The organism is Micromonospora sp. NPDC048898 (genome assembly GCF_043198035.1).
GTDB lineage: Bacteria > Actinomycetota > Actinomycetes > Mycobacteriales > Micromonosporaceae > Micromonospora.
In genome coordinates this window covers 534,039-557,911 of sequence record NZ_JBICUF010000002.1, presented here as the reverse complement: position 1 = coordinate 557,911, position 23,873 = coordinate 534,039, and the positions used below count along the sequence as shown (strand labels likewise).

Genomic DNA, 23,873 nt, shown 5'->3' with positions numbered 1-23,873 from the left:
GCACAATCCCTGAAACACCCGCGCTTGCTCCTGGTGATGCCGGGCCACCAACTCGTGCGCAAGGGCGCCGAGCGTGGTTTCCAGATCTGGTCGGTCTGGGATCGGGCGCGTCTCGAGGCCGACTTCGCGCCGCGGCTGGCGGAGTTCTCCGAAGAATTGGTGCTCACCGACTGCACTGACGAGGCCGCGCTGCGCGAGGTCGTCCTGGATGTCGTGCGGGTCCACGACATCGACGTCGTGCTGCACTGCGGGCACGACGCCTCCGTCCTGCAGGTGGTCCGCGAGGCTTGGCGGCTGGGCGTGTCCGCAAACCCGCCGGAGGTGCTGGAACGGCTCCGCGCGGCGGACGCGGGCGACCGGATCCCGGCGCAGGCGCCCCGGGTGGGTGTCGAGACGATGACCGTGAACGGGATCCACCACGTCGTCGGGATGACGGCTCAGCGCACCACGGGACCACCGCATTTCGTCGTGACGGGCTACCTGCATCCGGCGCCGCTGACCGAAAACGAGCAGAAGGAGATCGCGGCGGTGGTCGAGGATTTGCTGACCGCGAGCAGATATCGATCGGGGCCCGCCCACACGCAGGTGGCGCTGCTTCCCGAGGGGCCGCGGGTCGAGTCCTGCGGTGCCCATCTCGGTCCGAATCGGATTCCGTTGCTGATCGAGATCTCGCGCGGATTCGATCCGGAAGCGGCGGTCTTCGCCGGGCTGCTCGGCCAGCATCCGGTGGTGCCGGACGCGTACCGGTATGCGGAGATCGGATTTTTTCTCCTGCCCGAGGGGCGCCTGGAGACATTCACGGGAACGGAGGACATAGCCGTGACGCCCTGGGTTCGGGGCGCCCGTTTTCCCTATGCGATCGGCGATCCGATTCCGCCACCCGGTGACCCCCGTGTCCGGCGCGCTTATGTGGTTGTCGAAGGAGAGACACCGGAGATCACTCGCGAGCGGGTCGCCAAGGCCCGACAAGATCTGGTTGTCGACATTCGCGCGATCATGAAGTGACGCCCCTCGATCGAGATAGACTCCGTAGGTGGTGAAAGCATGGGGGCCACACGCCGATGCGGCATGGGACTTCGGTCTTCTTGCTGGTTGGGAGGGTTGAAGTGCGGGCCGCGACATCTCGACAGAGTCACGATGACGTACGTGGCAGACCCGAATTCGCCATCCTGGGGGCCCTCGAGGTTCGCAGCGGCGGTGAGCTCATATCGATCAATGGCGCGCTGCAACGACGCGTCGCCGCGATGCTTCTGCTCGAGGCCGGGCGAGTGGTGCCGGTCTCCCGTCTGGTGGCAGCCGGGTGGAACGACGAGCCGCCGGACAGCGCCGAGCATCAGGTGCGAAAGACGATCGCCAAGCTGCGTAGTCGTCTCCCGCACGGTCCCGACCTGATCGTCACGGACAACCTGGGATACCGCGCTGTCGTCGACACCGACGAACTCGACCTGCTGCGCTTCCAGCACCTGTTGCGTGAGGCCAGAGAGGCGCTGAACGCGCAGCAGCCGGAGCAGGTCGCGGCGCGGTTGCGCGAGGCGCTGGCATTGTGGCGCGGTCCGGTGCTGGGCGGCGTGGGAGGCCCCGTGCTCGACGCCGCCTCGACCGCGATCGAGGAGCAGCGGCTGGCCGCCGCCGAGCAGCTCTACGACCTGCGCATCGAGGCGGGCGAGGCGGCCGAGATCACGAGCGAGCTGCGTGTCCTGGCCGACGAGCATCCGCTGCGCGAGACGCTGCGCGGCCGGTTGATCCTGGCGCTCTACCACTCCGGGCAACAGGCGGCTGCGCTCGACGAGTTCGCCCGGGTCCGGGAGCGTCTCGCCGACGAGCTCGGCATCGACCCGAGCGCGGAACTGACCGACCTGCACGAGCGCATCCTGCGCCATGATCTGACGCTCACCCGGCCCGAACGCTTCGCGCCCCGAGTCACGCGTGGGCGGGCGGACGCTCCGCACGCGCTGCCGTTCGACGTCCGCGACTTCGCCGGTCGCGACAGTGAGCTGGAGTGGATCTGCGACACGGCAACGCACGCCCGGGAAGAAACCCCGACGGTGCTGGCGCTCGACGGCATGGGGGGTGGCGGCAAGACGGCGCTCGCCATCCGGGCCGCTCATCGGCTGGCCGAACGGTATCCGGACGGCAGCCTCTTCATTGACCTGCACGGCTTCACGCCGAGCCAGACGCCGCTGAGCGCGTTCCAGGCGCAGGCCGATCTGCTCGCCGCCGCAGGCATCCCGGGTGACGAGATCCCCACGGTCCCGGCCGGTCGCGCCGCGCGCTGGCAGTCCTACATGCACGGCCGCCGCATGCTGCTGGTGCTGGACAACGCCGCCTCCTCGGACCAGGTGCGGCAGCTGATCCCGGCGTCCTCCGACAGTCTGGTCCTGGCCACCAGCCGCCCACGGCTGACCGGACTGGACGGTGCCGAGTGGCTCTCCGTGGGCGCGCTTCCGGAGCTGGAAAGCCACCAGATCCTGTGCAACACCCTGGGTCTCGGCCGCGTCGAGGAGGAGCCGGCCGCGGCCGCGGAGCTGCTGCGGCTGTGCGGCGGTCTCCCGCTGGCGGTCCGCATAGCCGCCGCCCGGCTGGCCAACCGTCCGCGCTGGAGTATCGCGCGGCTCGTCGACCGCCTGCGGGACCACGACCGTCGTCTGGACGAGCTGACCAGCGAGGGCCGGGGAGTAGCGGGGGCATTGCTGCTGTCCTATCAGACCATGCCGCGCGACCAGCAGACAGCTTTCCGGCTGCTGGGTTACCACCCCGGGCGCTACCTCGACGCGGCGGAGGCGGCCGCGCTGCTCGACACCGATGTGCTGACCGCCGAAGACCTCTTGGAAGAGCTGGTCGACGTACGCCTCCTGGAAGCCCGCGAGCCAGGCGTCTACGCCCTGCACGACCTGGTCCGCGGCTTCGTGCAGCGGGTCGCGCAGGGTGAGAAGTCGGCGGAGGACGAGCGCGCGGTCCAGCGTCTGCTCGACCACTACCTGGACATGGCGGAGCGGGCGTGCGACACGCTCTTCCCCGGCAGGCGCAGCTTCGGCGACCGTGACGGAGGTGACGACGGTGACGGAGGCGGGCGGGCCCGGCACGACCTCGATCACAAGGAGAAGGCGCTCCAGTGGCTCGACCTGCATCGCGACAGCCTGCTGACGGCTGTCGACACCGCGTACCGGGAGGGACTGCTGTGGCATGCGGCGCGGCTGCCGCGTGAGATCGGCTTCCACTCCAGCATCCGGGCCTACGACGCCAGTGCCAACGCGGCCCTGGAGACGGGCATCAAAGCGTCACGGCGCCTCGGCGACCTGTCACTGACCCGCCTCAACCTGATGAATCTGGCGATGGGCCAGTGGCGGCTGGGCCGGCTGAGCGACGCGGTCGCCCGGCTGGAGGAGGCCGTGGAGCTGTCCCGGCAGATGGACGACGTGCACAGCGAGGCCGAGTGCCGTGCCCGGCTCGGTCAGGCCTGCAACAGCATGGGCGAGCTGGAATACGCGCTACGCCTCTGCCAGGAGGCCAACGCGCGCGCCCAGGAACTCGGCTTCACCCGGCTCGACGGCTCGTCATTGAGCACGCTCAGCCTCGTTCAGGTGCGGCTCGGGCGCTTCGACGAGGCGGTGGCGTCGGCGCGGCGCGCGGTGACCATCTTCGACTCCATCGAGGAGGTTCAGCTGTCCGTCGACGCGTTGAGCAACCTCTCGCAGGCGACCGAGCGTCTCGGCCGCTTCGAGGAGGCGCTCGCCTGGGCGGACATGGCACTCAGCCGGTGCCGGCGGATGAACATGGCGTCGGTGCTGCCGCTCGTCCTCGCGCGCCGTGCGGACGTGCTGGTCCAGCTCGGGCAGCTGGACGAGGCGGCGGAGAGCGCCGACCAGGCCCTGGCCAGGGCCGCCCGGAACACCGACGACATCCACCGGGCCACCGTCTATCTCTCGGCCGGCCGCGTGCGTTACGCGCAAGGAGACCTCGACACGGCGCGCGCGCAGCAACTGCTGGCTCACGAGGTCGCCTGCCGCATGGAGCTGCGCTATGACGAGGCGTGCGCGCAGTGGGGCCTCGGCCGCACCGCGGACGCTCAAGGGCAGCCGCAGGTGGCCGGGCAGCACCGATCGGCGGCCGACAAGCTCTTCTCCCTCATGAAGGTCCCGGAATTCGCACGATGAGCCGATGGGGACTGGGTGGGTGTCCATAGGGGAACCGACTGGGAATTGGGTCCGGAAACATCATCGGTGTCGATAGGACCTGCTAGTTCACGGGAGATCAGTCATGCGCCTCACCGCCATCGTCACCTCGGCCGTCCTCGCATTCTCGGCGCTCGTCGGGGGGATCGTGGTTTCCGCCGGCACCCAACCGCCGGCGTCGTCCCAGCAGAGCACCGTCGCCGACCCTCCGGACCCGAACGTCGTCCAGACGCCCGTCGTCACCCCCACCGACAACAACGGCAACGGCTGACGGTCCAGGGCCGCGGCGAACAGGCCGCAGCTCTGGACCGTCAGCCGTTGACCACGGCCGAGCGCCGGCACCGCATCGGGTGGCCGGACCGCCTGCGCCCGGTACCTGCCCTCCGACAGCGCCGCGTGATCTTCGCCCGCGGCCCGCCACCCGCATCTGATCTCTTCCGAGGGGAAATACCATGACCATTCGGGTGCTCATCTGTGACCAGCTACCCGTGATCGCAGACGGTCTCAAGACCCTTCTCGACGCGGTGCCGGACATCGACGTCATCGGCACGACGCACAACGGCATGGAAGCCATCATCCTGGTCCGCAACACGCATCCGGATGTCGTGGTCACGGATCTGGCCCTGCAGACCATCTCGGGCCTCGACATGATCCGTAAGCTCGAGAAAGAAGACGAGTCACCCAACGTCGTCGTGTTCACCGCGTCCGACGCCGACAAGACGGTCAGCGACGTGCTGCACGCCGGCGCGTGCTGTTTGCTCGGCAAGGACGCCAGCCCGCAAGAACTGGTCTCCGCGATCCAGGCGGCCGCCGCCGGGGAGACGATGCTCGCGCCGAGCATCGCCCAGCGCCTGGTCAGCTGGTTCCGGGCGCAGCCGGCCGCGCAGGAGACGACGGAGTACCCGGACGTGACCGAGCTGACCCCACGGGAGCGTGAGGTGACCAGGATGGTGGCGCGCGGTATGTCCACCGAGGAGGTGGCCCGTGAGCTGATCATCGGCGAGGCCACCGTGCGCACCCATCTGTACCGGGTGCGCACCAAGCTCGGTGTGCGTGACCGGGCCGAGCTCGTGTCGCTGGCCTACCGGGCCGGGCTCATCCACTCCAGCGGCCGTTCCTTCGGCGACGAGCAACTCGCCGCCGCTGGCTGACCCCTTACACCGTCCCTTCAAGCCGCAGCGCGGACGGCGATCAGGCCGCAGCGCGGACGGCGATCAGGCCGCTGCCACGCGAGGGGACTGCCGCCGCGTGGGGCGGGCGACTTCAGGCCGCCGCGCGGGCGGACTCGCGGGCCGATCGCAGCCTGTCGGCACCGACCATCCGCCACAGCGCCCGCGGATCGCCGTACCGCACCGACTCGGCCGCGGCCAGCCGGAAGTAGCGGTGCAGGCCGAGCTCCGCCGTCATCGCGCGTACCCCGCACGCCTGCATGCTGACACGCACCACGTCGCGCGCGGTCTCCGCCGCCATCGCCAGCGCCACGATCGGCGCGGTGGAGACCGCGTCGGGCTCGAAGTCGATCAGCCAGGCCGCCCGGTACACCGCCGCGCCGGTCGCCCGCGACGCCACCATGGCGCGCGCCAGCGGGAACGACACCGCCGGCAGGTCGCGCAGCCTGGTGCCGAACTGGCGCCGCAGACCCGCGTACCGCACCGCGGCGCCGTGTGCGCCGTCCGCGATGCCCAGCAGATAGGCGGCCTGCCGCAGTTGTGCTCGCGCGAGCGGACCGCTGGGTGACTCGTCCAGCGCACCGACCACGTCCACCTTGCTGACCGGCGTCGCCTCGAAACGGACCACCGTCGGCCAGCAGCCGACCGTGTCGGTGCGCCCGGCCGCGCCGTGCGGTACCGCGACGAGCAGCGGCCCACTGTCGGTTCGGACGGGCACCAGCAGCGTCCCGGGCCGGGCGGCGTCGGCGGTGACCGTTCCGGTCAGCTCCCAGCCGCCCACCTTGGGTACCGCCGTGATCCCGGTACCGGCGGGCAGCGCCTCCAGCCCGGCGAGCGCCGAGCCGGCCGGGCCACCGGTGTCGGCCGCCAGCGCGTCAGCCCGGTACGAGTTGCCGCAGGCGGCGCGTCCGAGCTCCGCGCTGACCAGCACACCGGCTGTCAGGCCCAGGTCGAGTCCGCCGGCTGCGGCCGGGCGCTCGAAATCCGCCGCTCCGAGAGCGTCGAGCACCGCGCGCGTGGGCCCCGCTGCGCCGTCGGTCACCGGCGCGCCGTGCAACTGTGTCCGGGCGGGGACGCCTGCCAGGCCTGTGCGCAAGGCCCTGCGCAGTTGGACGATCAGTGGGTCGGGGGTGAGGTCCATGTCAATTCTCCTGCTGTCCGATGGAGTCGAACGCGGTGGCCATGATTTGCAGCATCACCTCGGAGGTGCCCGCGGACAGGGTGAGTCCCGGCGCCTCCCGGTAGGCGGAGTCCAAGATCAGAGAAAATTTGCTTCGGTACGCCCGCTGCCCCGGCCCAGGAATGTCGCCCGCCCACGCCGCGACGCCGAGGGCGAGCTCGCTGCTGTGATATTTGGCGACCGCCGCCGAGACCTGGTCGACCCGGCCCGCGGCGAGCCCGGTCAGCACTTCCCAGGCCAGGACGTTGTCGGCCGTCAGCGCGCCGTGCCAGCGGCCGATCCGCTCGAGGTGCTTGTCGTGCGTGGCATCCGGATCGCCGTCGATCAGCGCGCCGAGCGCGGCCTCGAGCCAGCGCTCGGCCTTGAGGTAATAGTCAAGACCGGTGCGCTCGATGGCCAGCGCTTCGTTGAGCAGCGGCCACCCTTCGTCGCGCGGGCCGACGAGATTGTCGCGCGGCACCGGGACCGAGTCGAGGTCCACCCGATGGAAGTGCTCGTCGCCGATCCCGGGGATGACCGACACTGTGACACCGGGGGCGTCCAGGTCGACCAGGAAGAGACTGATCCCCTGGTACTTCCCGGCGTCCGGGGTGGTTCGCGCCGCGCACAGGCCGAGGCCGACGAAGCGTGTCTTGAGGCTGAAGACCTTCGTGCCGGTGATCCGGTAGCCGTCGCCGTCCGGTTCGGCGACGGCGCGCAGCGCGCCGAGATCCGACCCCGCGTCTGGTTCGGTGTAGAGCACCGACGCGAAGCTCTCGCCGCGGGCCAGCGCGGGCAGGTATCGGCGCTTCTGCTCGTCGCTGCCGGCCATCAGCACGAACTGGCCGACGATCTGGATGGTGTTGACGTGCAGGGTGTCCGGCACGCCCGCGCGGACCAACTCTTCGGCGACGATCGCGGCGTCGGTGAGCGGGCGTCCGCCGCCGCCGTACTCGGCGGGCCAGTGCACGGCGAGCAACCCGCGCTCGCCGAGCAGGCGGTAGAGCGGACGGGCGTCTGGCTCGGCACCGTCCGCGCCGGTGGCCGCCGCCGCGGCGGCACGTATCTCGGCGGTGCGCAGCGTGGCGCGGATGTCCGCCCGGAAGCGCTGCTGTTCCTCGGTCGGTCCGAATCGCATGAACGTCTCCCTCAGGACGCGAGCGTCTCTTCGATGGCCGCGACGACCCGGGTCAGCGCGGGCTCGGCGAACAGCGTGTAGTGGTCGCCGGGTACGTCGGCGGCCCGGAACCGGCCCGTGCTGACCGCCCGCCACTGTTCCTGCTGCGCGGCGGCATCCGGGCGGGTGCTGAGCACGGTGACCGGCCCGCCGTACGGTCCTCGCGGCTGGTACGCCTGCAGCGACAGCGCGCAGGCCCGGAACGTGCGGTAGCGGTCGGACAGTTCCTGATCGGTCAGATCCAGCTCGGCACCGAGACCCGCGAGCGCCGCCCGGATGCCTGCCGCGCCGCCAGCCGGGTCCGTCACCGCCGGGCCGTCCTGCCCGGAAAGCCGGACCACGTCGTGCACGAAGCGTTGCCGGATCGTCGGCTCGCCGAGCGGAACGGGGTCCTCGTCGTACGAGGCGTCCAGCAGAACCACCGGCGGCCGCTGCCCGGTCCGTTCCTCGATCTGCCGGGCCACCTCGAACGCGAGCACGCCGCCGTACGACCAGCCGGCCAGGCAGAGCGGCTCCGGCAGGCCGGTGTCCAGCATCGACCGCACGATCCGGGTGGCGCTCACCGTCACCCCGTCCGGGGTGGCCGCGGCGTCGCGCGGGTCGGCCGCGAACCCGGCCACGCCGATGTCCCCGCGCAGCGCCCTGACCAGCGGTACGTAGCAGAACAGCTCGCCACCGGACGGGTGCAGCAGAACCACTTGAGCCGGACCCGACGCTCGCATCACCACCTGCGCCCGGTCGCCGGCCGCCGGGACCGCACCGGGCAGGCCTTCAGCGCCGTCGCCGAGCCGGGCGCCGCGGATGCCGTCGACGGTGGCGGCCAGGTGGGCGACGGTGGGGGAGGCGAAGAAGTCGCCGAGCGCCAGCTCGACGCCGAACCGCCGGTTGATCGCCGAGATCAGCTGAACGGCCTGCAGACTGTTGCCGCCCGCGAGGAAGAAGTCGTCGCGGACACCCAGTCGGTCGTTGTGGACCAGGGGTGCGAGCACCTCGCGCAGCAGCGTGCGCTCGGTCGCGGTGAGCGCCTGGTCGTCGTGCTCCTCGCCGGCGCGGTTCACGTCCGGCGCGGGTAGCCGGCGCCGGTCGACCTTACCGCTGGTGGTGAGCGGAAGCTCGTCGAGGACGACGAAGTACGACGGGATCATGTACGCCGGCATCAGCGTGCCGAGATGTTCGCGCAACGCCGGGATCCGTTCCTCGGTGACGCCCGTGAGATAGCCGACGAGGTGTCTGTCGCCGCCGTTGTCGGTCCACGCCTGCGCGCTGACCTGCCCGACCCCGTCGAAGCGGGTCAGCGTGGACTCCACCTCGCCCAGCTCGATGCGCAGTCCGCGGATCTTGACCTGCTGGTCGATTCGGCCGAGGAAGACCAGCCGGCCGTCCGCCAGGCGTTTCACGAGGTCGCCGGTGCGATACAACCGTCCGCCGGGTGCCGTGCCGAACGGGTCGGCGATGAACTTCTCCGCGGTCAGCTCGTCCCGGTGCAGATAGCCGCGGGCCAGGCCGGCACCGCCGATGACGAGCTCGCCGGGCACGCCGACCGGAACCGGCCGAAGGTCGCGGTCCAGTACGTGCGCGACGTGATTGGCCATCGGCCGGCCGATCGGCGGCGAGGCGTCCCAGGTTCCCGGGCACTCCTCCACGATCATCGTCACCGTGCACTCGGTCGGCCCGTAACCGTTGAAAAGTCGCCGGCCCGGGTTCCACCGGTTCACCAACTCGCCGCTGAACGCCTCGCCGCCGACGAACGCGATCCGCAGGCCGGTGAGTCTCTCCGGCGTCAGCAGCGGCATCACCGTCGGCGGCAGGTCGATGACGGTGACGCCGGTCTTCTCCATCAGCGCCTGCAACCGGTCGATGGACAGCCGCTCGTCGTCGGTCGCCAGGCACAGGCGCGCTCCGGTCAGCAACGCCGCGAACGTCTCGAACACCGAGACGTCGAAGGTCACCGACGCGAAGCCGAGCAGCCGGTCGGCCGGTGTCAGGTCGAACAGCTCCCGCGTCGAGTCGATGAAGTTGACCACCCCGCGGTGCTCGAGCAGCACACCCTTCGGCTTTCCGGTGCTGCCGGAGGTGTAGATGACGTACGCGACGTCGCCGGGCCCCGCCGCGAGCGGGGGATTGTGCCCCGGTAGCGCGGACAGCTCGTCTCGGACGTCGTCGAGCGTCAGCACGGGCGCGTCGGCCTCGCCCAGCGCCTTGCCGGTCGCGGCGTGCGCGATCACCACGCGCAGCTGCGCGTCGGCGGCGATCTCGGCGACCCGGGCCGGGGGATGGGTGGGGTCGAGCGGCACGTAGGCCGCGCCGGTCTTGAGGACGGCGAGGATCGTGGCCGGCAGGTCGGCGTTCCTGCGCAGGCACAGGCCGATGCGGGTGCCCGGTCCGGCTCCGCGCTCGCGCAGCAGGGCGGCCAGCCGGTTCGCGCGCGTGTTGAGCTCGGCGTAGCTGGTCTCGGCACCGCCGACGACGACCGCGACGGCTTCCGGGGATTCCCCGGCCCGCGCCTCGAATTCCGCCACGACTGTCGACTCACGGATCGGCCGCACGGGCCCGCGGGCGGCCTCGGCCAGGAATTCCTGGTCGGCCGGGCTGAGCACCTCGGCGCCAGACAGCGGTGCGTCCGGGGCGGCGGTCAGCGTGCCGAGCAGCCCGTCGAAGTGCCGGGCGAAGCGCGCCACGCTCTCGGTGTCGAACAGGTCGGTGTTGAACTCGACGGTGAGCGTCGCGTCCGCGCCGGGGTCCGGCCGCACGGCCACGTTCCAGGTCATGTCGAACCTGCTGGTGCCGGTCGCGACGTCCTCCGGCGCGGCGGCGACTCCGGCGAGATCGGCTGTGGTAACCGCGTCCTGCGCGCCGAACACGGTCTGGAAGATCGGCGAACGGGACGAGTCGGCGACCGGGTCCACGGCGTCGACCAGCTTGCCGAACGGCAGCCCGTCGTGCTCGTCGGCCGCGGCCACCGCTCGGCCGACCCGGCGGATCACCTCGCGGAAGGCCGGGTCACCGGAGAGGTCCGCGCGTAGCACCCGCAGGCCGGTGAGGAGCCCGATCACGGGTACGACCGCGTCGTGCCGCCGGCCCGCGCCCGGCGCGCCGATCACCAGATCGTCCAGGCCGCAGTAACGCCGTACCAGAACAAAGAATGTGGCAGTGAGGACATCGGACAGGGTGACGTCCTCCGCGCCGGCCAGCTTCTCGGCCCGCTCGAGGTGCTCCTGCCGGACACCGAAGGTGGCACTGCCGCCCGCGGACGTCGGTGCGTCACCGCGTGGCCGGTCGGTCGGGAACTCCAGGACCTCGGCGGTGCTCAGCCGCTCGCGCCAGTACGCGGCGAGCTTGTCGAGCGTCCCGCCGTCGAGCCGGTCGCGCTGCCAGACAGCGTAGTCCGGATACTGCGCGGTGAGCGCGGGCAGCCGGGGCGTGCCGCCGTCGCGCAGCGAACGGTAGAACTCGGCGAGGTCGCGCACCAGCAGCCGGTGCGACGCGGCATCGCAGACGACGGCGGCCGCGCCGAACAGGAACAGGTGGTCATCCGGCGCCACCCTGATCAGCGCCGCGCGCCACGCCGGGCTCCTGCTCGGGTCGAACCGTTGCCGCGCGAGGTGCCGGGCCAGTGCCCGCGCCGCGGCGAGCCGCTGCCCGGGATCGGCACCGTCCGCCTCGATCACCGGCAGCTCGACCGGCACCGCCGGCGCGATCACCTGCATCGGGCCGCCCTCGCGCCGCACGATCGTGGTTCGTAGCGCCTCGTGCCGGTCCACGACCGCGGCCAGTGCCGAGCGCAGCGCGTCCACGTCCAACTCGCCGCGCAGGCGCAGGCACAGCGGCGGGCCGGCGGCAGGGCTGTCCGGGGCGAGCCGGTCGAGGAACAGGAGCGTTTCCTGCTCGTACGACAGCGGAACTGGTCCGACGTCACCGCGCGACGCCGGACCGCGGCGCGCCACGGCTTCGGCGTGCTCGCGTAGCCGGGCCAGGAACCGCGCGCGGCGTTCGGCGGGCAGCGCGGCGAGGCGCTGCGTCATGTCGGTCACCGGATGCTCCTCACGGTCAGCGGCGCCTTTCCCTCCCGGGTGCCGCGGCGCACAGGCAGGTGGACCAGCTCCGAGATGGCGATGGTCAGCACGTCGATGCCGCGCATGTAGTCCGACAGCACGATGTGCTCGTCGTCGGCGTGATCCAGGCTGCTGTCGCCCGGGCCGTAGGTCGCCATGGGAATGTCCCAGACCTCGGCGAGCGTGTTCATGTCCGAAGTGGCCGTCTTGACCACCAGCCGCGGCTGGGCATGCAGCTTCCGGATGCCGGACACCAGCGCGCGGACCGCCGGATCGGCCCGGCCCACCCGGCAGGCCGCCACCGAGTTGAGCACGTCGAGCCGTCCCTCCGGCAGCCGATCGCGCAGCTCGCGCAGCAGGGCTTCGACGTCGAACCCCGGTGGGATGCGGATGCTCAGGTCCGCTGTTGCCTTGGTGAGGTCGCCGTTGAGCCGGCACAGCGTCGCACCGGGCCGGTCGAACATGCCGTGGCTCGCGTCCGGCCCGAGCAGCTCGACCAGCGCGTTCCAGCCGGCGACCGCCAGTTCGGAAGCCTTCGGCGCCGGGTTGCTCGGGTGCGTAGCGGGACGCTGCACGGTGTAGCGCAGGTCGAGTTTGCCCTTGTAGCCGAGCACCACGCTGGACCAGCCGCTCGGCTCACCGATGATCAGAGCGTCCGGCCGGTCGTGCGTGGCGCGGATCGCCATCGCTCCCCGCGAGCGCGGGGTCTCCTCCTCCACGACACCGATCACCACGATCCGGCCGGGGAAGTCCACCGCGCCGGCCGCGGCGCAGATCATCGCCGCGAGCGGTCCCTTGGCGTCCACCGCGCCGCGGCCGAACAGCCGCCCGTCCTCGGAGCGGACGGGGACGTCGCCCGCGACGGTGTCCATGTGCCCGAGCAGCATCAGCGTCGGGCCGGCGCCACGCTCGATCACACCGACCACGTTGCCCATGCCGTCGATGTGGGCCCGGAAGCCCAGGTCCGTCATGGCCTCGGCCAGGAAGTCGGCCAGCGCGCGCTCGTGATACGAGCAGGACGGAATCTCCAGCATCTTGCGCAGCAACCCGGCCGTGTACGTCTCGGTGACCCTGCCCGAGGAAGTGAGCGCCGCGTTCATCGCTGCGTCAGTTCCAGGAGGTGGTCGACGATGTGGTCCGCGACGTCGACCCGGCCGTCCAGCGCGGACTGGAAGCCGCTGAACTCGACCCGGTGATTGACCTCCAGGACCAGCAGCCGACCGTCGTGGTCCTCGATGAGGTCGACACCGGCGATGTCGGCGCCGACCGCGGCCGCCGCGTCCAGGGAGAGCTTGGTGATCTCCGGCGTGACCTCGCACGGCCGGACCCGGCCGCCCAGCGCCACATTGGTGCGCAGCGCCTCGCCGATCCGATAGATCGCACCCAGCACCTGGCCGCCCACCACGATCACCCGGATGTCCCGGCCGGGTTTGTCGATCAGCTCCTGCACGTAGCCGAGGTGCGACTGGGGGCCCGGCAGCGCGGCGGCGTACTCGAGCACTCCCTCCGCGCTGCGCCGGTCGGCCAGCGGGACCACCAGCCGCCCCCACGAACCGACCAGCGGCTTGATCAGCGCGGGATAGCCGATGGCGTCGAGCGCCTCCAGCGCGGCCTGAGGGGTGAGGGCGAGCGCGGTGCGCGGCGTCGGCACCCAGGCCGCCTCCAGCGCCAAGGTGGTGCGCCACTTGTCGCCGCACACCTCGGTCGCCTCCGCGCTGTTGACGACGCGGACCCCGGCCGCGGTCAGGCAACGGGCCGCATACGCGGCGCGGACCTGCCCGATCTCGCGGTTCAGCGCGAGTTTCCAGGGCTGGTCGCGTTGCCCGGCCAGGAACCACTGCTTGCGCGGGTCGACGTGATCGAACGGGACACGACGCCGATCGAAGGCGTCGAACAATCTCTTCTCGTCCGCACCGACCCGGCTGGCGAGCACGACGATCCTGCAGTCATATCGGCGCCGCGGCGTCGCTGACACGTGACCTCCGTAAAGGAACTCTGGCTGAACCGGCGGCATGAGCGGCATGCCCTGTGCGAGGAAGCGTATTGACGTTCCGATATCGTCCGCGTCCGCCGCAAACTCATTCAAGGGGACGCACCGCGCTGACTTTCCGGCCGTTCGACTGCGAATTCTGATTACCGGGAATCGCTGTTTGCCGTGCCACTCTTGACGGGATCGGGAAAACCGTCGCATCGGTTTTCCGCCGTTCCGGGAAGAGGTGAATTGTGGAAGACACGCCAGCGCGGATCCCGGTGCTCGCCTTGTGGAGCGCGCCCCGGTGCCGCTCGACCGCGTTCCTGCGGATGATGACCGAGCGCGGCGATCATGCCGTCGTGCACGAGCCGTTCTCGCGGGTGGTCGACTTCGGCGAGGTGGCGGTCGGCGATCGCCTCGCGCACAGCGAGCAGGACGTGCTCGCGGCGCTCCGTGCCATGGCCGCGCAGGGACCGGTGTTCTTCAAGGACACCACGGACTTCCACTACCCCGCCCTGCTGTCCGACGAGGAATTCCTCGCGACCGCGGCGCACACGTTCATCGTCCGGGATCCGGCCGAGGCCATTGCCTCGCATCACGCACTGAATCCGCAGCTCACCCGGGACGAGATCGGCTTCGCCCGGCTGCACGAGATCTTCGCGGCCGTGCGGGCCGCCACCGGTCGCACGCCGATCGTGATCGAATCCGGTGACCTGCTGCGCCGGCCGGCCGAGACGGTGCGGGCGTACTGCGCGGCGGTCGGCATCCCCTTCATCGCGGACGCGCTGAGCTGGGAGCCCGGCATGCGACCGGAGTGGCGATCGACCAGCCGGTGGCACCGGTCGACCAGCCGGACCGCCGGTTTCACGGCCGGGGGGAGCAACCGTGACGCCGGCAGCCGTGTCGAAGCGGTCGCCGCGGACCCCGTGCTGCGCGCCTACCGCGACTATCACCAGCCGTTCTACGAGAAGCTGCGCGCCTTCGCGGTCCGGCCCCTTAGCGGTCCGGCCTGAGTAATCACCGTGCGGACGAAAAGGCCGGACGGCCGGACTAGTTTCCCAGGAAAGCGGATTTCGATGAGGTGGATCAGTTGACGGGCATTTCGGTGTCGTCCGCAATAAACCGGCTATGTGATCCGGTCGACATTTCCGGCCATCGCAACAATACTGCGATCTCCGCCGCGACGGAGACCGACGCGGGGGCCTTCAACGTGTGGGGAAACTCGTTCGCGGCCGAGTACCTGCCGGAAGGCAAGAGCGTCGTGCACGTCGGCGGCGTCCCTTTCGAGTTCCCGCCGGCAGGCGACGGCCCTGACAATGTCCGCTGCGCCGGGCAATTCATCCGGGTGCCCGAGGGCGACTACGACTGGATCCACGTGCTGGCCGCCTCCGAGCGCCGCTGCGAGGACTCCGTCGAGCTGAGCTTCGCCGACGGCTCCGTCGACGCGGAGTCGCTGCGCGTCTCGGACTTCTGGGCGGCGCCCGCCTGGTTCGGCGAGGTCAAGGCGTTCGAGAGCCTGGTTATGCACTACCCGCACCATGCCCAGCGGGGCATTCCCGCGGTCATGTGGGCGCAGCGCGTGCCGGTCACCAGGCGCGCCGCGCTGATCGGCATGCTGTTGCCCCGCAACGTCGCGGTGCACGTGTTCGCGGTCACCCTGCAGCGGACGGAGCACTGACATGGCAGTCGGCGCGAGGACCCGGACGTACATGATCGCCGGCCCGGAGCCGGAGTGGTGGTACCGCGATCTGATCAGCTGCCTGCAGGCCACGGTCGGGTCGGTACTGGCCCGGGCGGGCGTGGACCCGTTGTCCGTGCTCGGCGCCGGCTGGCAGTTCCGGCACCTGCCGGGCGACGTCAGAAGCGAGGAGTTCTACTACCCCTGCCCGCCCGGTGGCGGCCTCGGTGCCGCGGTCGCACCGCACCACGACCTGCGCGCCCGCTGGTGGCAGCCCGCCGACGAGGACGACGTCTGGCGGGAGGTGCGCGAGGCGCTGGCCGGCGATCGTCTGGTCATCGCGGCGGTGGACAACTATCACCTGCCGTTCCGCCCGGCGTACGGCGACGTGCACGCGGCGCATCTGGTGCTGATCTACGGCCTGGACGAGACCCGTGGCGTCGTGCACGTCTCGGACGCCATGCCGCCGGCGTTCCGCGGCGTGGTCCCGATCGGCGCGTTCCTGCGCAGCTGGGGCTCGGCGAACCCCACCGACGTGCAAGACGCGTTCTTCAGCGACTCACGGATCGGCCGGCGCTCCCTCGACGTCAGCCTCGGCAGTCCGCCGGCGCCCCTGACACCCGAGCTGCTGGGTGGCTTCCTGCGGTCCGACAACGAGGGTTTCACCACGGCTACCCCGGCCCGCACCGGTCTCCCGGGGTACGACCAGTTCGCCGCGGAGCTGCTCGACCGATGCCGGGCGGGTGACGCCGGTGCGCTGCGGGAGCTGTATCCGTTCGGCTGGGGCATGCAGGCGCAGGCATCACTGCACGGCGAACTGCTACGCCGCTGCGGCCGCCGCTGGGACGACCCGGCACTGGCCGGAGCGGGCCGCGCGGTCGAGAGCGTCGCACACGCGTGGACCGGACTGCGGTTCACCGGTGCGCACGGGCTCGGCGACCCGCGCGCGATCGCCCCCGACATCGCGCATCACGCCACCGTGCTGCGCGGCGCGTACGCGCGGGCGATCGACGCCGTCGGCCTGGTGGCGGCGCGGCTGTGACGCACGCATCGACCATCGCGACTCTGTGGAGTGGAGGGTGATGAACAAGCTGGCAGCGTTCGGCGGCACGACGACCGTGCCGCGGGACCGACGACACGTCCCATGGCCGCTGGTGCTGGACGAGGACCGCAAGGCCGTCCTCGACGCGCTGGACGGCGCACGAATGGTGTCCGACACGAACGGCGAGAACCCGGTGTCCGTGCTGGAGGAGAACTGGGCCCGCCATTTCGGGTTCGGCCACTGCGTCGCGGTGTCCAACGGCACCGCGGCACTGTCGCTGGCGCTGGCCGCGCTCGGCGTCGGGCCGGGCGACGAGGTGATCGCGCCCGCGCTCAGCTTCATCGCCACCGGCCTCGCGCCCGTGCACCAGATGGCCGTTCCCGTGTTCGCCGACATCGACCCGATCACCTTCAACATCGACCCGGACGACGTGGAACGCCGGATCACCGGCCGGACCAAGGCGATCATCCCCGTGCACCTGCACGGCGCGCCCGCCGACATGGACCGGATCACCGAGATCGCCCGTCGCCACGATCTAGCGGTGATCGAGGATGCCGCGCAGGCGCCTGGTGCCACCCACCGGGGCCGGCCCGTCGGCGGCATCGGCGACGCGGGCGCCTTCAGTCTTCAGGTCACCAAGAACATCCCGACCTGCGGCGAAGGCGGTCTGCTGGTGACCCGCGACGCCGCGCTGGCCGCCGCGATGCGCCGGGGCCGGCAGTTCGGCGAGGTGATCGAGAGCGGCCGCGAGCGCGACTACGTCTCCTACGGCCTGGGCTGGAACTACAAGATGAACACGCTGCAGGCGGCGTTCGCCGACGCGCAGCTCGCCCGCTTCGACGACTACGAGCGGGCAAGGCAGCGCAACATCGCCGGCTTCCTCGGCCGGCTCGCGCGGTTGCCCGGCCTGCGGGTGCCGACGGCGCCGCCGGACACCACGCATGCCTGGCACATCCTGCGGTTCCGGTTCGATCCGGCCGCGTTCGGCCTGGACGGGGTGCGGCCCGAGGCGTTGCGCTCGACGCTGCGGCGGCTGCTGCGCGCCGAAGGCGTCCCGATGTCGCAGTACCAGCTGATGCCACTGCCGGACCAGAAGGTCTTCACCGACCGGGTGGGCTTCGGCTCGGGTTATCCGTGGTCGGTGACCGGGGCGCCCGGTACGTCACCGGGTGCGGGCTACCCGGTGACCCGGGCCGTCATCGCCGACTCGCTGACCCTGCAGAAGCGGCACCTGAACCCGGACTCCGGCGACCTGCTCGGCCTGTACGCGGATGCCTTCGAGAAGGTGTGGGCGCACCGCGACATGGTGGCCACGCTGGCCGGGGCGGCCTCATGACCGCCACCCAGGCCGTCGAGCGCGACACGCTACCGATGGTCGCCCACCGCATCCGCGCGCACGTCGTCGACATGTGCGCGGGACCCGAAGGCGGTCACCTCGGCGGCGCGCTGTCCTGCACCGACGTGCTCGCCGCGCTCTACTTCTCGGTCCTGGACGTGGATCCGGCCCGGCCCGACGACCCGAACCGCGATCGCTTCCTGCTCAGCAAGGGGCACGCCGCCCTCGGCCTCTACGCGACGCTGGCCGAACGGGGTTACTTCGACGTCGGCGAGCTCTCCGGATACGGGCGCCCCGGCAGCCGGCTGATGGGCCATCCCGTGCGCGCCGTACCCGGCGTGGAGCTGCCGACCGGCTCGCTCGGTCACGGGCTGGCGCTGGGTTGCGGGTTCGCGCTCGCAGCCCGCTACGCCGGCGGCGCCGCGCGGACCTTCGTCCTGCTCGGCGACGGCGAACTGCAGGAGGGCTCGGTCTGGGAGGCGGCGATCGTGGCCGCGTCGCAGCGCCTGGACCGGCTGGTCGCCGTGGTGGACTGCAACGGACTGCAACTGACGGGCGCCACCGGTGGCATCGCGCCGATGGAACCCCTGGCCGTCCGCTGGCGCAGCTTCGGCTGGGCGGTCCGCGAGACGGACGGCCACGACCCGGACCGGCTGGCGCAGTTGCTCGACGCCGCGCCGTGGGAGCCCGGCAGGCCGAGTGTGCTGATCGCCCGCACGATCAAGGGCCACGGGCTTCCGTTCCTGGCGGGCAGCGGTGCCAGCCACTACGTCACGTTGTCGCCGCGCAATCACGCGCGGGCCATGCGTGCGCTCGAAGCCATGGACGGCCTTGGATGAACCGGGCGACGCGGGAGGCGTACCGGGAAACGCTGCTCGGGCTTTTGCGCCGGCACCCGGAACTGATCTGCCTGGACACCGACACCGGTCTGTTCAGCGCGGACCATGCCGCGGCGGCGGGGGACCAGTACCTCAACCTCGGCATCGCCGAGCACGCGCTGATGGGCGTGGGCGCCGGGATGGCCGCGAGCGGGCGGGTCCCGTTCGTCAATACGATGGCCGCCTTCGCCGCGTCCCGGGCGCTGGAGGCAATCAAGATCGATATCGCCTACAACCGGCTGCCGGTGCGCATCATGGCCACCCACGGCGGTCTCTCCGCGGGCCACCTCGGCCCGACCCACCAGGCCCTCGAGGACCTCGCCGTGATGCGGGTCCTGCCCGGCATGACCGTCGTGGTGCCGGCCGACGCCGCCGCCACGGAGGCGTTCGTCGAGCAGAGCATGCACCTGGCCGGGCCGCTCTACGTCCGGCTCGGCCGCAAACCGACACCGGCTCTGCCCCCGGGCCCGCCGCCGGTCATCGGCCAGGCACAGACGCTGCGGCAGGGCGCCGACGTGGTGCTGGTGAGCTGCGGCCCTTACCCCGTGCTCGCCTGCCTCGCCGCCGCGGAAACCCTGGCCGGGGAGGGCGTCGAGGCGACCGTGCTGAACATGCACACGCTGCGGCCGTTCGACACGCGCACGCTGGTGGCCGCGGCCGGCCCGGCCCGCCTCGTCGTGACGCTGGAAGAGCACTGGCGCGGCGGCGGCCTGGGTGGCGCGGTCGCCGAGACGCTGGCCGAGGCGGCGCCCAGGCGCGTGCTGCGGCTCGGCTTGCCGGACCACTTCGTCGACCAGGTGGGCAACCAGGAGCACCTCGTCGCCCATTACGACCTCACCGCAGAGCGGGTCGTGAGCTCGGTCCGTGCCGCGCTCGACTCCGCGGCCCGCTGCGGGAGAACCGATCGGAAGGAATACCACTGATGACCACGACGACCACCGCGCCGATCTGCCCCGAGTGCGAGGAGCCGATCCAGATCGGCGAATCGGTGCGCCTGAACGAGATTCTCGAGTGTGCGGGCTGCCGCAACGAATTGGAGGTCGTCGTGCTGAGCCCGCTGGTGCTTGCGCGTGCGCCCGAGGTCGAGGATGACTGGGGCGAATAGCGCCGGCCGGCGATTCCAGGCCCGAACTTCCGGATGGAGAATGAGGATGACCACTGCAAATCCGACCCGTGAGGTCGCCATCAAGGCCCTGGCAGAGTCCGGTGCCCATTTCGTCGAGCACGACGCTTTCTCATCGTTGACCGGCGTGTCCGCCGACGACTGGTCGCGTTTCGCCGGAAACTGGGAAGATCTGCGTCTCGACCCGTACATGGCCGACGGTGGCACCTATCGCTTTCGCCGGTACGGCCATTTCTCGATCGACGTCGAGCGCGGCGAGATCAGTCAATTCCCGCACGCTCCGTATCGCCAGGAGGCGGACGTCAACAAACTGCACGGCGGCGTCGACCGGGTCTATGAACCGCTGACCGAGACGTTCGTCGGTGACACCGTACTGCGCGCGGTACTCATGGAACTGGCTCACCTCTTCAGCGGTGTGGACGGTACCCGGAAATGGGACGTCAAGGTGACACCCATCCGGACCACCGCCACCGAGGAGCAGCCCGGCGAGCCGACTCCCGAGGGGCGCCATCGAGACGGCGTCACGTTCATCACGTCGCTGATGATCCACCGACGCAACACGATCGGCGGGCAGAGCTCGGTGCATACCGACGACGGCGAGCACCTGCTCAGCACGACGCTCGGCGAGCCCGGGGACATCCTGCTCGGCGACGATCGCCGCACCCTGCACGCGGTCACCTCGGTGCATCCGCGGGACGCGGGCGAGCCGGGGCACCGCGACGTCCTGATCATGGCCTACGCCGCGCTCTGACCCGTCGCCACGGCGCCGGCGGCCGGGGCGCTCCGGCCGCCGGACGGGGCCGTCCGGTCAGGTAAGTGAATTGTGCACCAGCACCTGTGTTTTTCGCGGACGCATTCAATGCCGTTCCGCTCGTAGTTTTCGTTCCGTACCAACCCGCCGACTGGAGAACCGCCGGAGCAGCAATGAGCCGAGGGGAATTCATGAAGACAAATACTTCTGCCGACCGCCGTCCACCCGCGCAACCATGGTGGAACCCGCAGCGGTCGTCCGGGATGCCGACGCACCGGTACGTTCGCGCCGAACCGCGGGAGCTTCTCGAGCCCGGCACCCGTACCTGGCTCGGCCGCTCGCCTGGCCGCGCGCCGCTGTGGAGCTCGGTGGATCTGCGCGATGGCAACCAGGCGCTGGCGGACCCCATGGACCTCAGGCGTAAACGCAAGATGTTCGACCTGCTGGTGAGCCTGGGGGTCAAGGATATCGAGATCGGCTACCCCTCGGCCAGCGAGACCGAGTTCGAGTTCGTGCGCCGGCTCGTCACCGGCGGCCACATCCCCGACGATGTGACCGTCTCGGTCTTCACACCGGCCCGCCCGGAGCTGATCGACCGCACCTTCGAGGCCATCCGTGGCCTGGACAACGCCATCGTCCACCTGTGCCACGCCACGGCCTGCCTGTGGCGCGAGGTGGTGTTCCGCAAGACGCCGTCCGAGGTGATGGCGCTGGCCCGGGAAAGCGCGGAGCAGATGATGCGGCTGGCGGACCGCGCGAAGGGCGCCGTCCGGTTCGAGTACTCACCGGAGACGTTCAACGTCACCGAACCGGAGTACGCGCTGGAGATCGCGAACACGGTCGCCGAGATCGTCGACGCGACCCCGCAACGGCCGCTCACGCTCAACCTGCCGAGCACGGTCGAGATGCACGCGCCAGACGTGTTCGCCGACCAGATCGAGTGGATGAGCCGCAACCTCGACCGGCGCGACGGGATCATCCTCTCGGTTCACCCCCACAACGATCGCGGCACCGCTGTCGCCGCCGCCGAGTTCGCGCTCGCGGCGGGTGCGGACCGGGTCGAGGGCACGCTGTTCGGCAACGGCGAGCGAACAGGCAACGTCTGCCTGGTCACGCTGGCGCTCAACCTGTTCAGTCGCGGCATCGACCCGCAGCTCGACCTCTCCGACATCCAGAGCGTCCGGCGCGCCGTCGAGGAGTGCAACCAGATGCCGGTGCCGGAACGCCACCCGTACGCCGGCGAGCTCGTGTTCACCGCGTTCTCCGGTACCCATCAGGACGCCATCGCCAAGGGAATGGCGCACTTGCAGGATACCGCGGCAGCGGCCGGGGTGCCGGTCGCGCAGCTGCCCTGGGACGTGCCCTACCTGCCAGTCGACCCGCAGGACCTCGGCCGCAGCTACGAGGCGGTCATCCGGGTCAACAGCCAGTCGGGCAAGGGCGGCATCGCGTACGTGCTGCACTCGCGGTGGGGCGTCGAGCTGCCCGTGCCGCTGCGCGCCGAGTTCGCCAAGGTGATCCAGCGGGTCACCGACCGGTCCGGCACCGAGGTGGAGCCGGGCCGGATCTGGGACACCTTCCGCGCCGAGTACTGCGACCCCGGCGACTGGGCCGCTCTTGCCGCGGGTGCGTCCGGCGCCGATCCGGTGGAGACGCTGCTGGGCGAGGTCCGCGAGCGCGGCGTGAGCGCTGACGTGGCACAGCTGGTCAGCGACGAAGCCGGCCCCGCCTCCGGTGCCGCCCACGTGGGCTACGCACAACTGCTGGTCGCGGACGAGCTCGTCTGGGGTGCGGGACAGGGCGCGACGCCCGATGCGGCGATCGTGCAGGCGGTGCTGTCGGCCCTGCACCGCAGTGGCGCCCGCCCGGCCGGTCGTCGGGCGGTACCGCAGCTGGCCGGCGCGCGGGAAGGAGCCCGATGAGCGTGCCGCCGCCGGCCACGTACCTCGAGCTGGAGGCCGGGCGATTCCGTGAGGACGAGGGCCTCTACTACGAGGACTACATCGCCGGCCAGGTATTCGAGCACCGGCCCGGCCGCACGATCACCACTACGGACAACATCTGGAGTTCGCTGCTGAGCCTCAACCTGCATCCGTTGCACATCGACGACGTCTACGCCTCAGGCACGCAGTTCAAACGGCTGCTGGTGTCCAGCCTGGTGACGTTCGCGATCGTGAACGGGATGACGGTCAGGACCATCAGTCAGAAGGCGATCGCCAACCTCGGCTGGGACAACGTCCGGCTCACCGCGCCGGTCTTCGTCGGTGACACGCTCTACGCCGAGACCACGATCGTCGCCAAGCGCCCTTCCGGCTCCCGGCCGGGCGAAGGCATCGTCACCGTCCACACGGCCGGCCTGAACCAGGACGGGGTGCGGGTCATCGAGTTCGACCGCAACGTGCTGGCCGCCATGCGCGACCGGCCGGGCAGCGCGGCCGATCCGCTCGGAGCAGTCTCCGCTGCAGAAGATGAACGCCCAGTTCGGGCGGGAGAGGTCCGGCCGTGAAAGTAAGCCCCTGCCTATTCTACGTTCCCGCGTCGCGCGTCGAGAAGTTGCTCAAGCACGTTCCGCGCGAGTCGGTCGTGCTGGTGCTCGACCTCGAGGACGCCGTGCCTAAGCAGGCCAAGCCCGTCGCCCGCGAGCGGCTCGCCGACGTCGATCTGACCGGAACCGGCCACAACGGTGTCTGGATGCGCATCAACAGCATCGAGACACTGGACGGCCTGCTCGACATCCAGACCATCCTCGCCCTCGGCGGCATCATCGGCGGACTGCCGCTGGAGACGGTGCTGCTTCCCAAGATCTGTGGCGCCCGCGACGTCGCCATCTACCGTTCGCTGTTGTCGGTCCTGCCGAACCCGCCGGAGATCTGCAGTTTCATCGAGACGGTGGACGCGGTCGAGAACGCTTTCGAGATCGCGGCGGTGAGCGACGGGCTCTGTTTCGGGCAGGCCGACCTGGTCGCCGAGATGTGGGCGCCAAACGAGTCCTATCTGGCCCACGCGCGGTCCCGGATGTGCGTGGCGGCGTCCCGTTACGGCCTGCCGGTCATCGACACGAACTCCTTCGAACTGTGGGACATGGACCTGGTCCGGGCCCAGAGCGAGGCCGCCAAGCTGTGCGGCTACACCGGCAAGGCGGCCATCCACCCGAAGCAGGTCGACACCATCGTCGAGACGTTCTGCACGTCGCCCGGCGAGCTGGACGCTCACTACCAGACGATCAAGGACTACGAGGCGGACGAGGCGGGCTTCACCGTCAGCAAGGACCGGGTGCTCGCGCCGCCCTTCGTCCTGAAGGCCCGGCGCACGATCGCCCTGTACGACGGCATCGCCCGTCCGGTCCGTTGAAGCGAGAAGAACC

20 protein-coding genes are annotated in these 23,873 nt (G+C 70.8%); 15 read left to right on the top strand and 5 right to left on the bottom strand.

All coding sequences use genetic code 11. The features are described 5' to 3' along the window. Positions 1 to 33: 33 nt before the first annotated feature. The 4 genes from ACGFIQ_RS09275 (at position 34) to ACGFIQ_RS09260 (ending at position 5,323) form a co-directional block, all read left to right on the top strand. Positions 34 to 1,005, top strand: a complete 972-nt coding sequence (locus ACGFIQ_RS09275; protein WP_393242177.1) for a hypothetical protein — start codon at positions 34 to 36, stop codon at positions 1,003 to 1,005. Between the two features lie 101 nt (positions 1,006 to 1,106). Beyond that, positions 1,107 to 4,154, top strand: a complete 3,048-nt coding sequence (locus tag ACGFIQ_RS09270; RefSeq protein ID WP_393241672.1) for a BTAD domain-containing putative transcriptional regulator — start codon at positions 1,107 to 1,109, stop codon at positions 4,152 to 4,154. Between the two features lie 103 nt (positions 4,155 to 4,257). After that, complete coding sequence (locus ACGFIQ_RS09265) at positions 4,258 to 4,443, top strand: hypothetical protein (protein ID WP_393241669.1); 186 nt, start codon at positions 4,258 to 4,260, stop codon at positions 4,441 to 4,443. A 181-nt stretch (positions 4,444 to 4,624) separates the two neighbouring features. Next, positions 4,625 to 5,323 carry a response regulator gene (locus tag ACGFIQ_RS09260; RefSeq protein WP_393241666.1) on the top strand — a complete coding sequence of 233 codons (699 nt, stop codon included), beginning with the start codon at positions 4,625 to 4,627 and terminating at the stop codon, positions 5,321 to 5,323. 112 nt (positions 5,324 to 5,435) lie between these two features. Here ACGFIQ_RS09260 and ACGFIQ_RS09255 read toward each other — a convergent pair whose 3' ends face one another. The 5 genes from ACGFIQ_RS09255 to ACGFIQ_RS09235 are packed head-to-tail and all read right to left on the bottom strand — an operon-like array spanning position 5,436 to position 13,815. Beyond that, positions 5,436 to 6,482 carry an acyl-CoA dehydrogenase family protein gene (locus ACGFIQ_RS09255; protein ID WP_393241663.1) on the bottom strand — a complete coding sequence of 349 codons (1,047 nt, stop codon included), beginning with the start codon at positions 6,480 to 6,482 and terminating at the stop codon, positions 5,436 to 5,438. A gap of 1 nt (position 6,483) precedes the next feature. Further along, the gene (locus ACGFIQ_RS09250; RefSeq protein WP_393241660.1) at positions 6,484 to 7,638 is read right to left on the bottom strand and encodes an acyl-CoA dehydrogenase family protein; all 1,155 of its coding nucleotides are present in this window, start codon (positions 7,636 to 7,638) and stop codon (positions 6,484 to 6,486) included. A gap of 11 nt (positions 7,639 to 7,649) precedes the next feature. After that, entirely contained in the window at positions 7,650 to 11,699 is a 4,050-nt protein-coding gene (locus ACGFIQ_RS09245; RefSeq protein ID WP_393242174.1) for an amino acid adenylation domain-containing protein, read from the bottom strand. Positions 11,700 to 11,704: 5 nt separating this feature from the next. Beyond that, positions 11,705 to 12,829 (bottom strand): M20/M25/M40 family metallo-hydrolase, encoded by a 1,125-nt coding sequence (locus ACGFIQ_RS09240; RefSeq protein WP_393241658.1) that lies wholly within the window; start codon positions 12,827 to 12,829, stop codon positions 11,705 to 11,707. Beyond that, the gene (locus ACGFIQ_RS09235; RefSeq protein ID WP_393241655.1) at positions 12,826 to 13,815 is read right to left on the bottom strand and encodes a RimK family alpha-L-glutamate ligase; all 990 of its coding nucleotides are present in this window, start codon (positions 13,813 to 13,815) and stop codon (positions 12,826 to 12,828) included. Before ACGFIQ_RS09235 ends, ACGFIQ_RS09240 begins: the two co-directional genes overlap by 4 nt. Positions 13,816 to 13,952: 137 nt before the next feature. Here ACGFIQ_RS09235 and ACGFIQ_RS09230 point away from each other — a divergent pair, with 137 nt between their 5' ends. From ACGFIQ_RS09230 to ACGFIQ_RS09180, 11 genes are all read left to right on the top strand, one after another. Continuing rightward, positions 13,953 to 14,714 carry a hypothetical protein gene (locus ACGFIQ_RS09230; protein WP_393241653.1) on the top strand — a complete coding sequence of 254 codons (762 nt, stop codon included), beginning with the start codon at positions 13,953 to 13,955 and terminating at the stop codon, positions 14,712 to 14,714. Positions 14,715 to 14,782: 68 nt separating this feature from the next. Beyond that, entirely contained in the window at positions 14,783 to 15,379 is a 597-nt protein-coding gene (locus ACGFIQ_RS09225; RefSeq protein ID WP_393241650.1) for a hypothetical protein, read from the top strand. Position 15,380: 1 nt separating this feature from the next. Next, entirely contained in the window at positions 15,381 to 16,421 is a 1,041-nt protein-coding gene (locus ACGFIQ_RS09220) for a BtrH N-terminal domain-containing protein (protein WP_393241648.1), read from the top strand. A 40-nt stretch (positions 16,422 to 16,461) separates the two neighbouring features. Further along, on the top strand, positions 16,462 to 17,757 hold the full coding sequence (locus tag ACGFIQ_RS09215; protein ID WP_393241645.1) for a DegT/DnrJ/EryC1/StrS family aminotransferase: 1,296 nt from the start codon (positions 16,462 to 16,464) through the stop codon (positions 17,755 to 17,757). Continuing rightward, the gene (locus tag ACGFIQ_RS09210; RefSeq protein WP_393241642.1) at positions 17,754 to 18,596 is read left to right on the top strand and encodes a transketolase; all 843 of its coding nucleotides are present in this window, start codon (positions 17,754 to 17,756) and stop codon (positions 18,594 to 18,596) included. The genes ACGFIQ_RS09215 and ACGFIQ_RS09210 overlap by 4 nt, the downstream gene beginning before the upstream one ends. After that, entirely contained in the window at positions 18,593 to 19,558 is a 966-nt protein-coding gene (locus ACGFIQ_RS09205) for a transketolase family protein (RefSeq protein WP_393241639.1), read from the top strand. The genes ACGFIQ_RS09210 and ACGFIQ_RS09205 overlap by 4 nt, the downstream gene beginning before the upstream one ends. Beyond that, on the top strand, positions 19,558 to 19,740 hold the full coding sequence (locus ACGFIQ_RS09200; protein ID WP_393241636.1) for a lysine biosynthesis protein LysW: 183 nt from the start codon (positions 19,558 to 19,560) through the stop codon (positions 19,738 to 19,740). The genes ACGFIQ_RS09205 and ACGFIQ_RS09200 overlap by 1 nt, the downstream gene beginning before the upstream one ends. A gap of 40 nt (positions 19,741 to 19,780) precedes the next feature. Then, the gene (locus ACGFIQ_RS09195) at positions 19,781 to 20,509 is read left to right on the top strand and encodes a 2OG-Fe dioxygenase family protein (RefSeq protein WP_393241633.1); all 729 of its coding nucleotides are present in this window, start codon (positions 19,781 to 19,783) and stop codon (positions 20,507 to 20,509) included. Between the two features lie 191 nt (positions 20,510 to 20,700). After that, positions 20,701 to 22,431, top strand: coding sequence for a 2-isopropylmalate synthase (locus tag ACGFIQ_RS09190; RefSeq protein ID WP_393241630.1), 1,731 nt, complete (start codon positions 20,701 to 20,703; stop codon positions 22,429 to 22,431). Positions 22,432 to 22,433: 2 nt separating this feature from the next. Beyond that, positions 22,434 to 23,015: a MaoC family dehydratase gene (locus tag ACGFIQ_RS09185; protein ID WP_393241627.1), complete on the top strand. Its 582-nt coding sequence runs from the start codon at positions 22,434 to 22,436 to the stop codon at positions 23,013 to 23,015. Positions 23,016 to 23,062: 47 nt separating this feature from the next. Then, the gene (locus ACGFIQ_RS09180; RefSeq protein ID WP_393241624.1) at positions 23,063 to 23,860 is read left to right on the top strand and encodes an HpcH/HpaI aldolase/citrate lyase family protein; all 798 of its coding nucleotides are present in this window, start codon (positions 23,063 to 23,065) and stop codon (positions 23,858 to 23,860) included. The last annotated feature ends 13 nt before the right edge of the window (positions 23,861 to 23,873 follow it).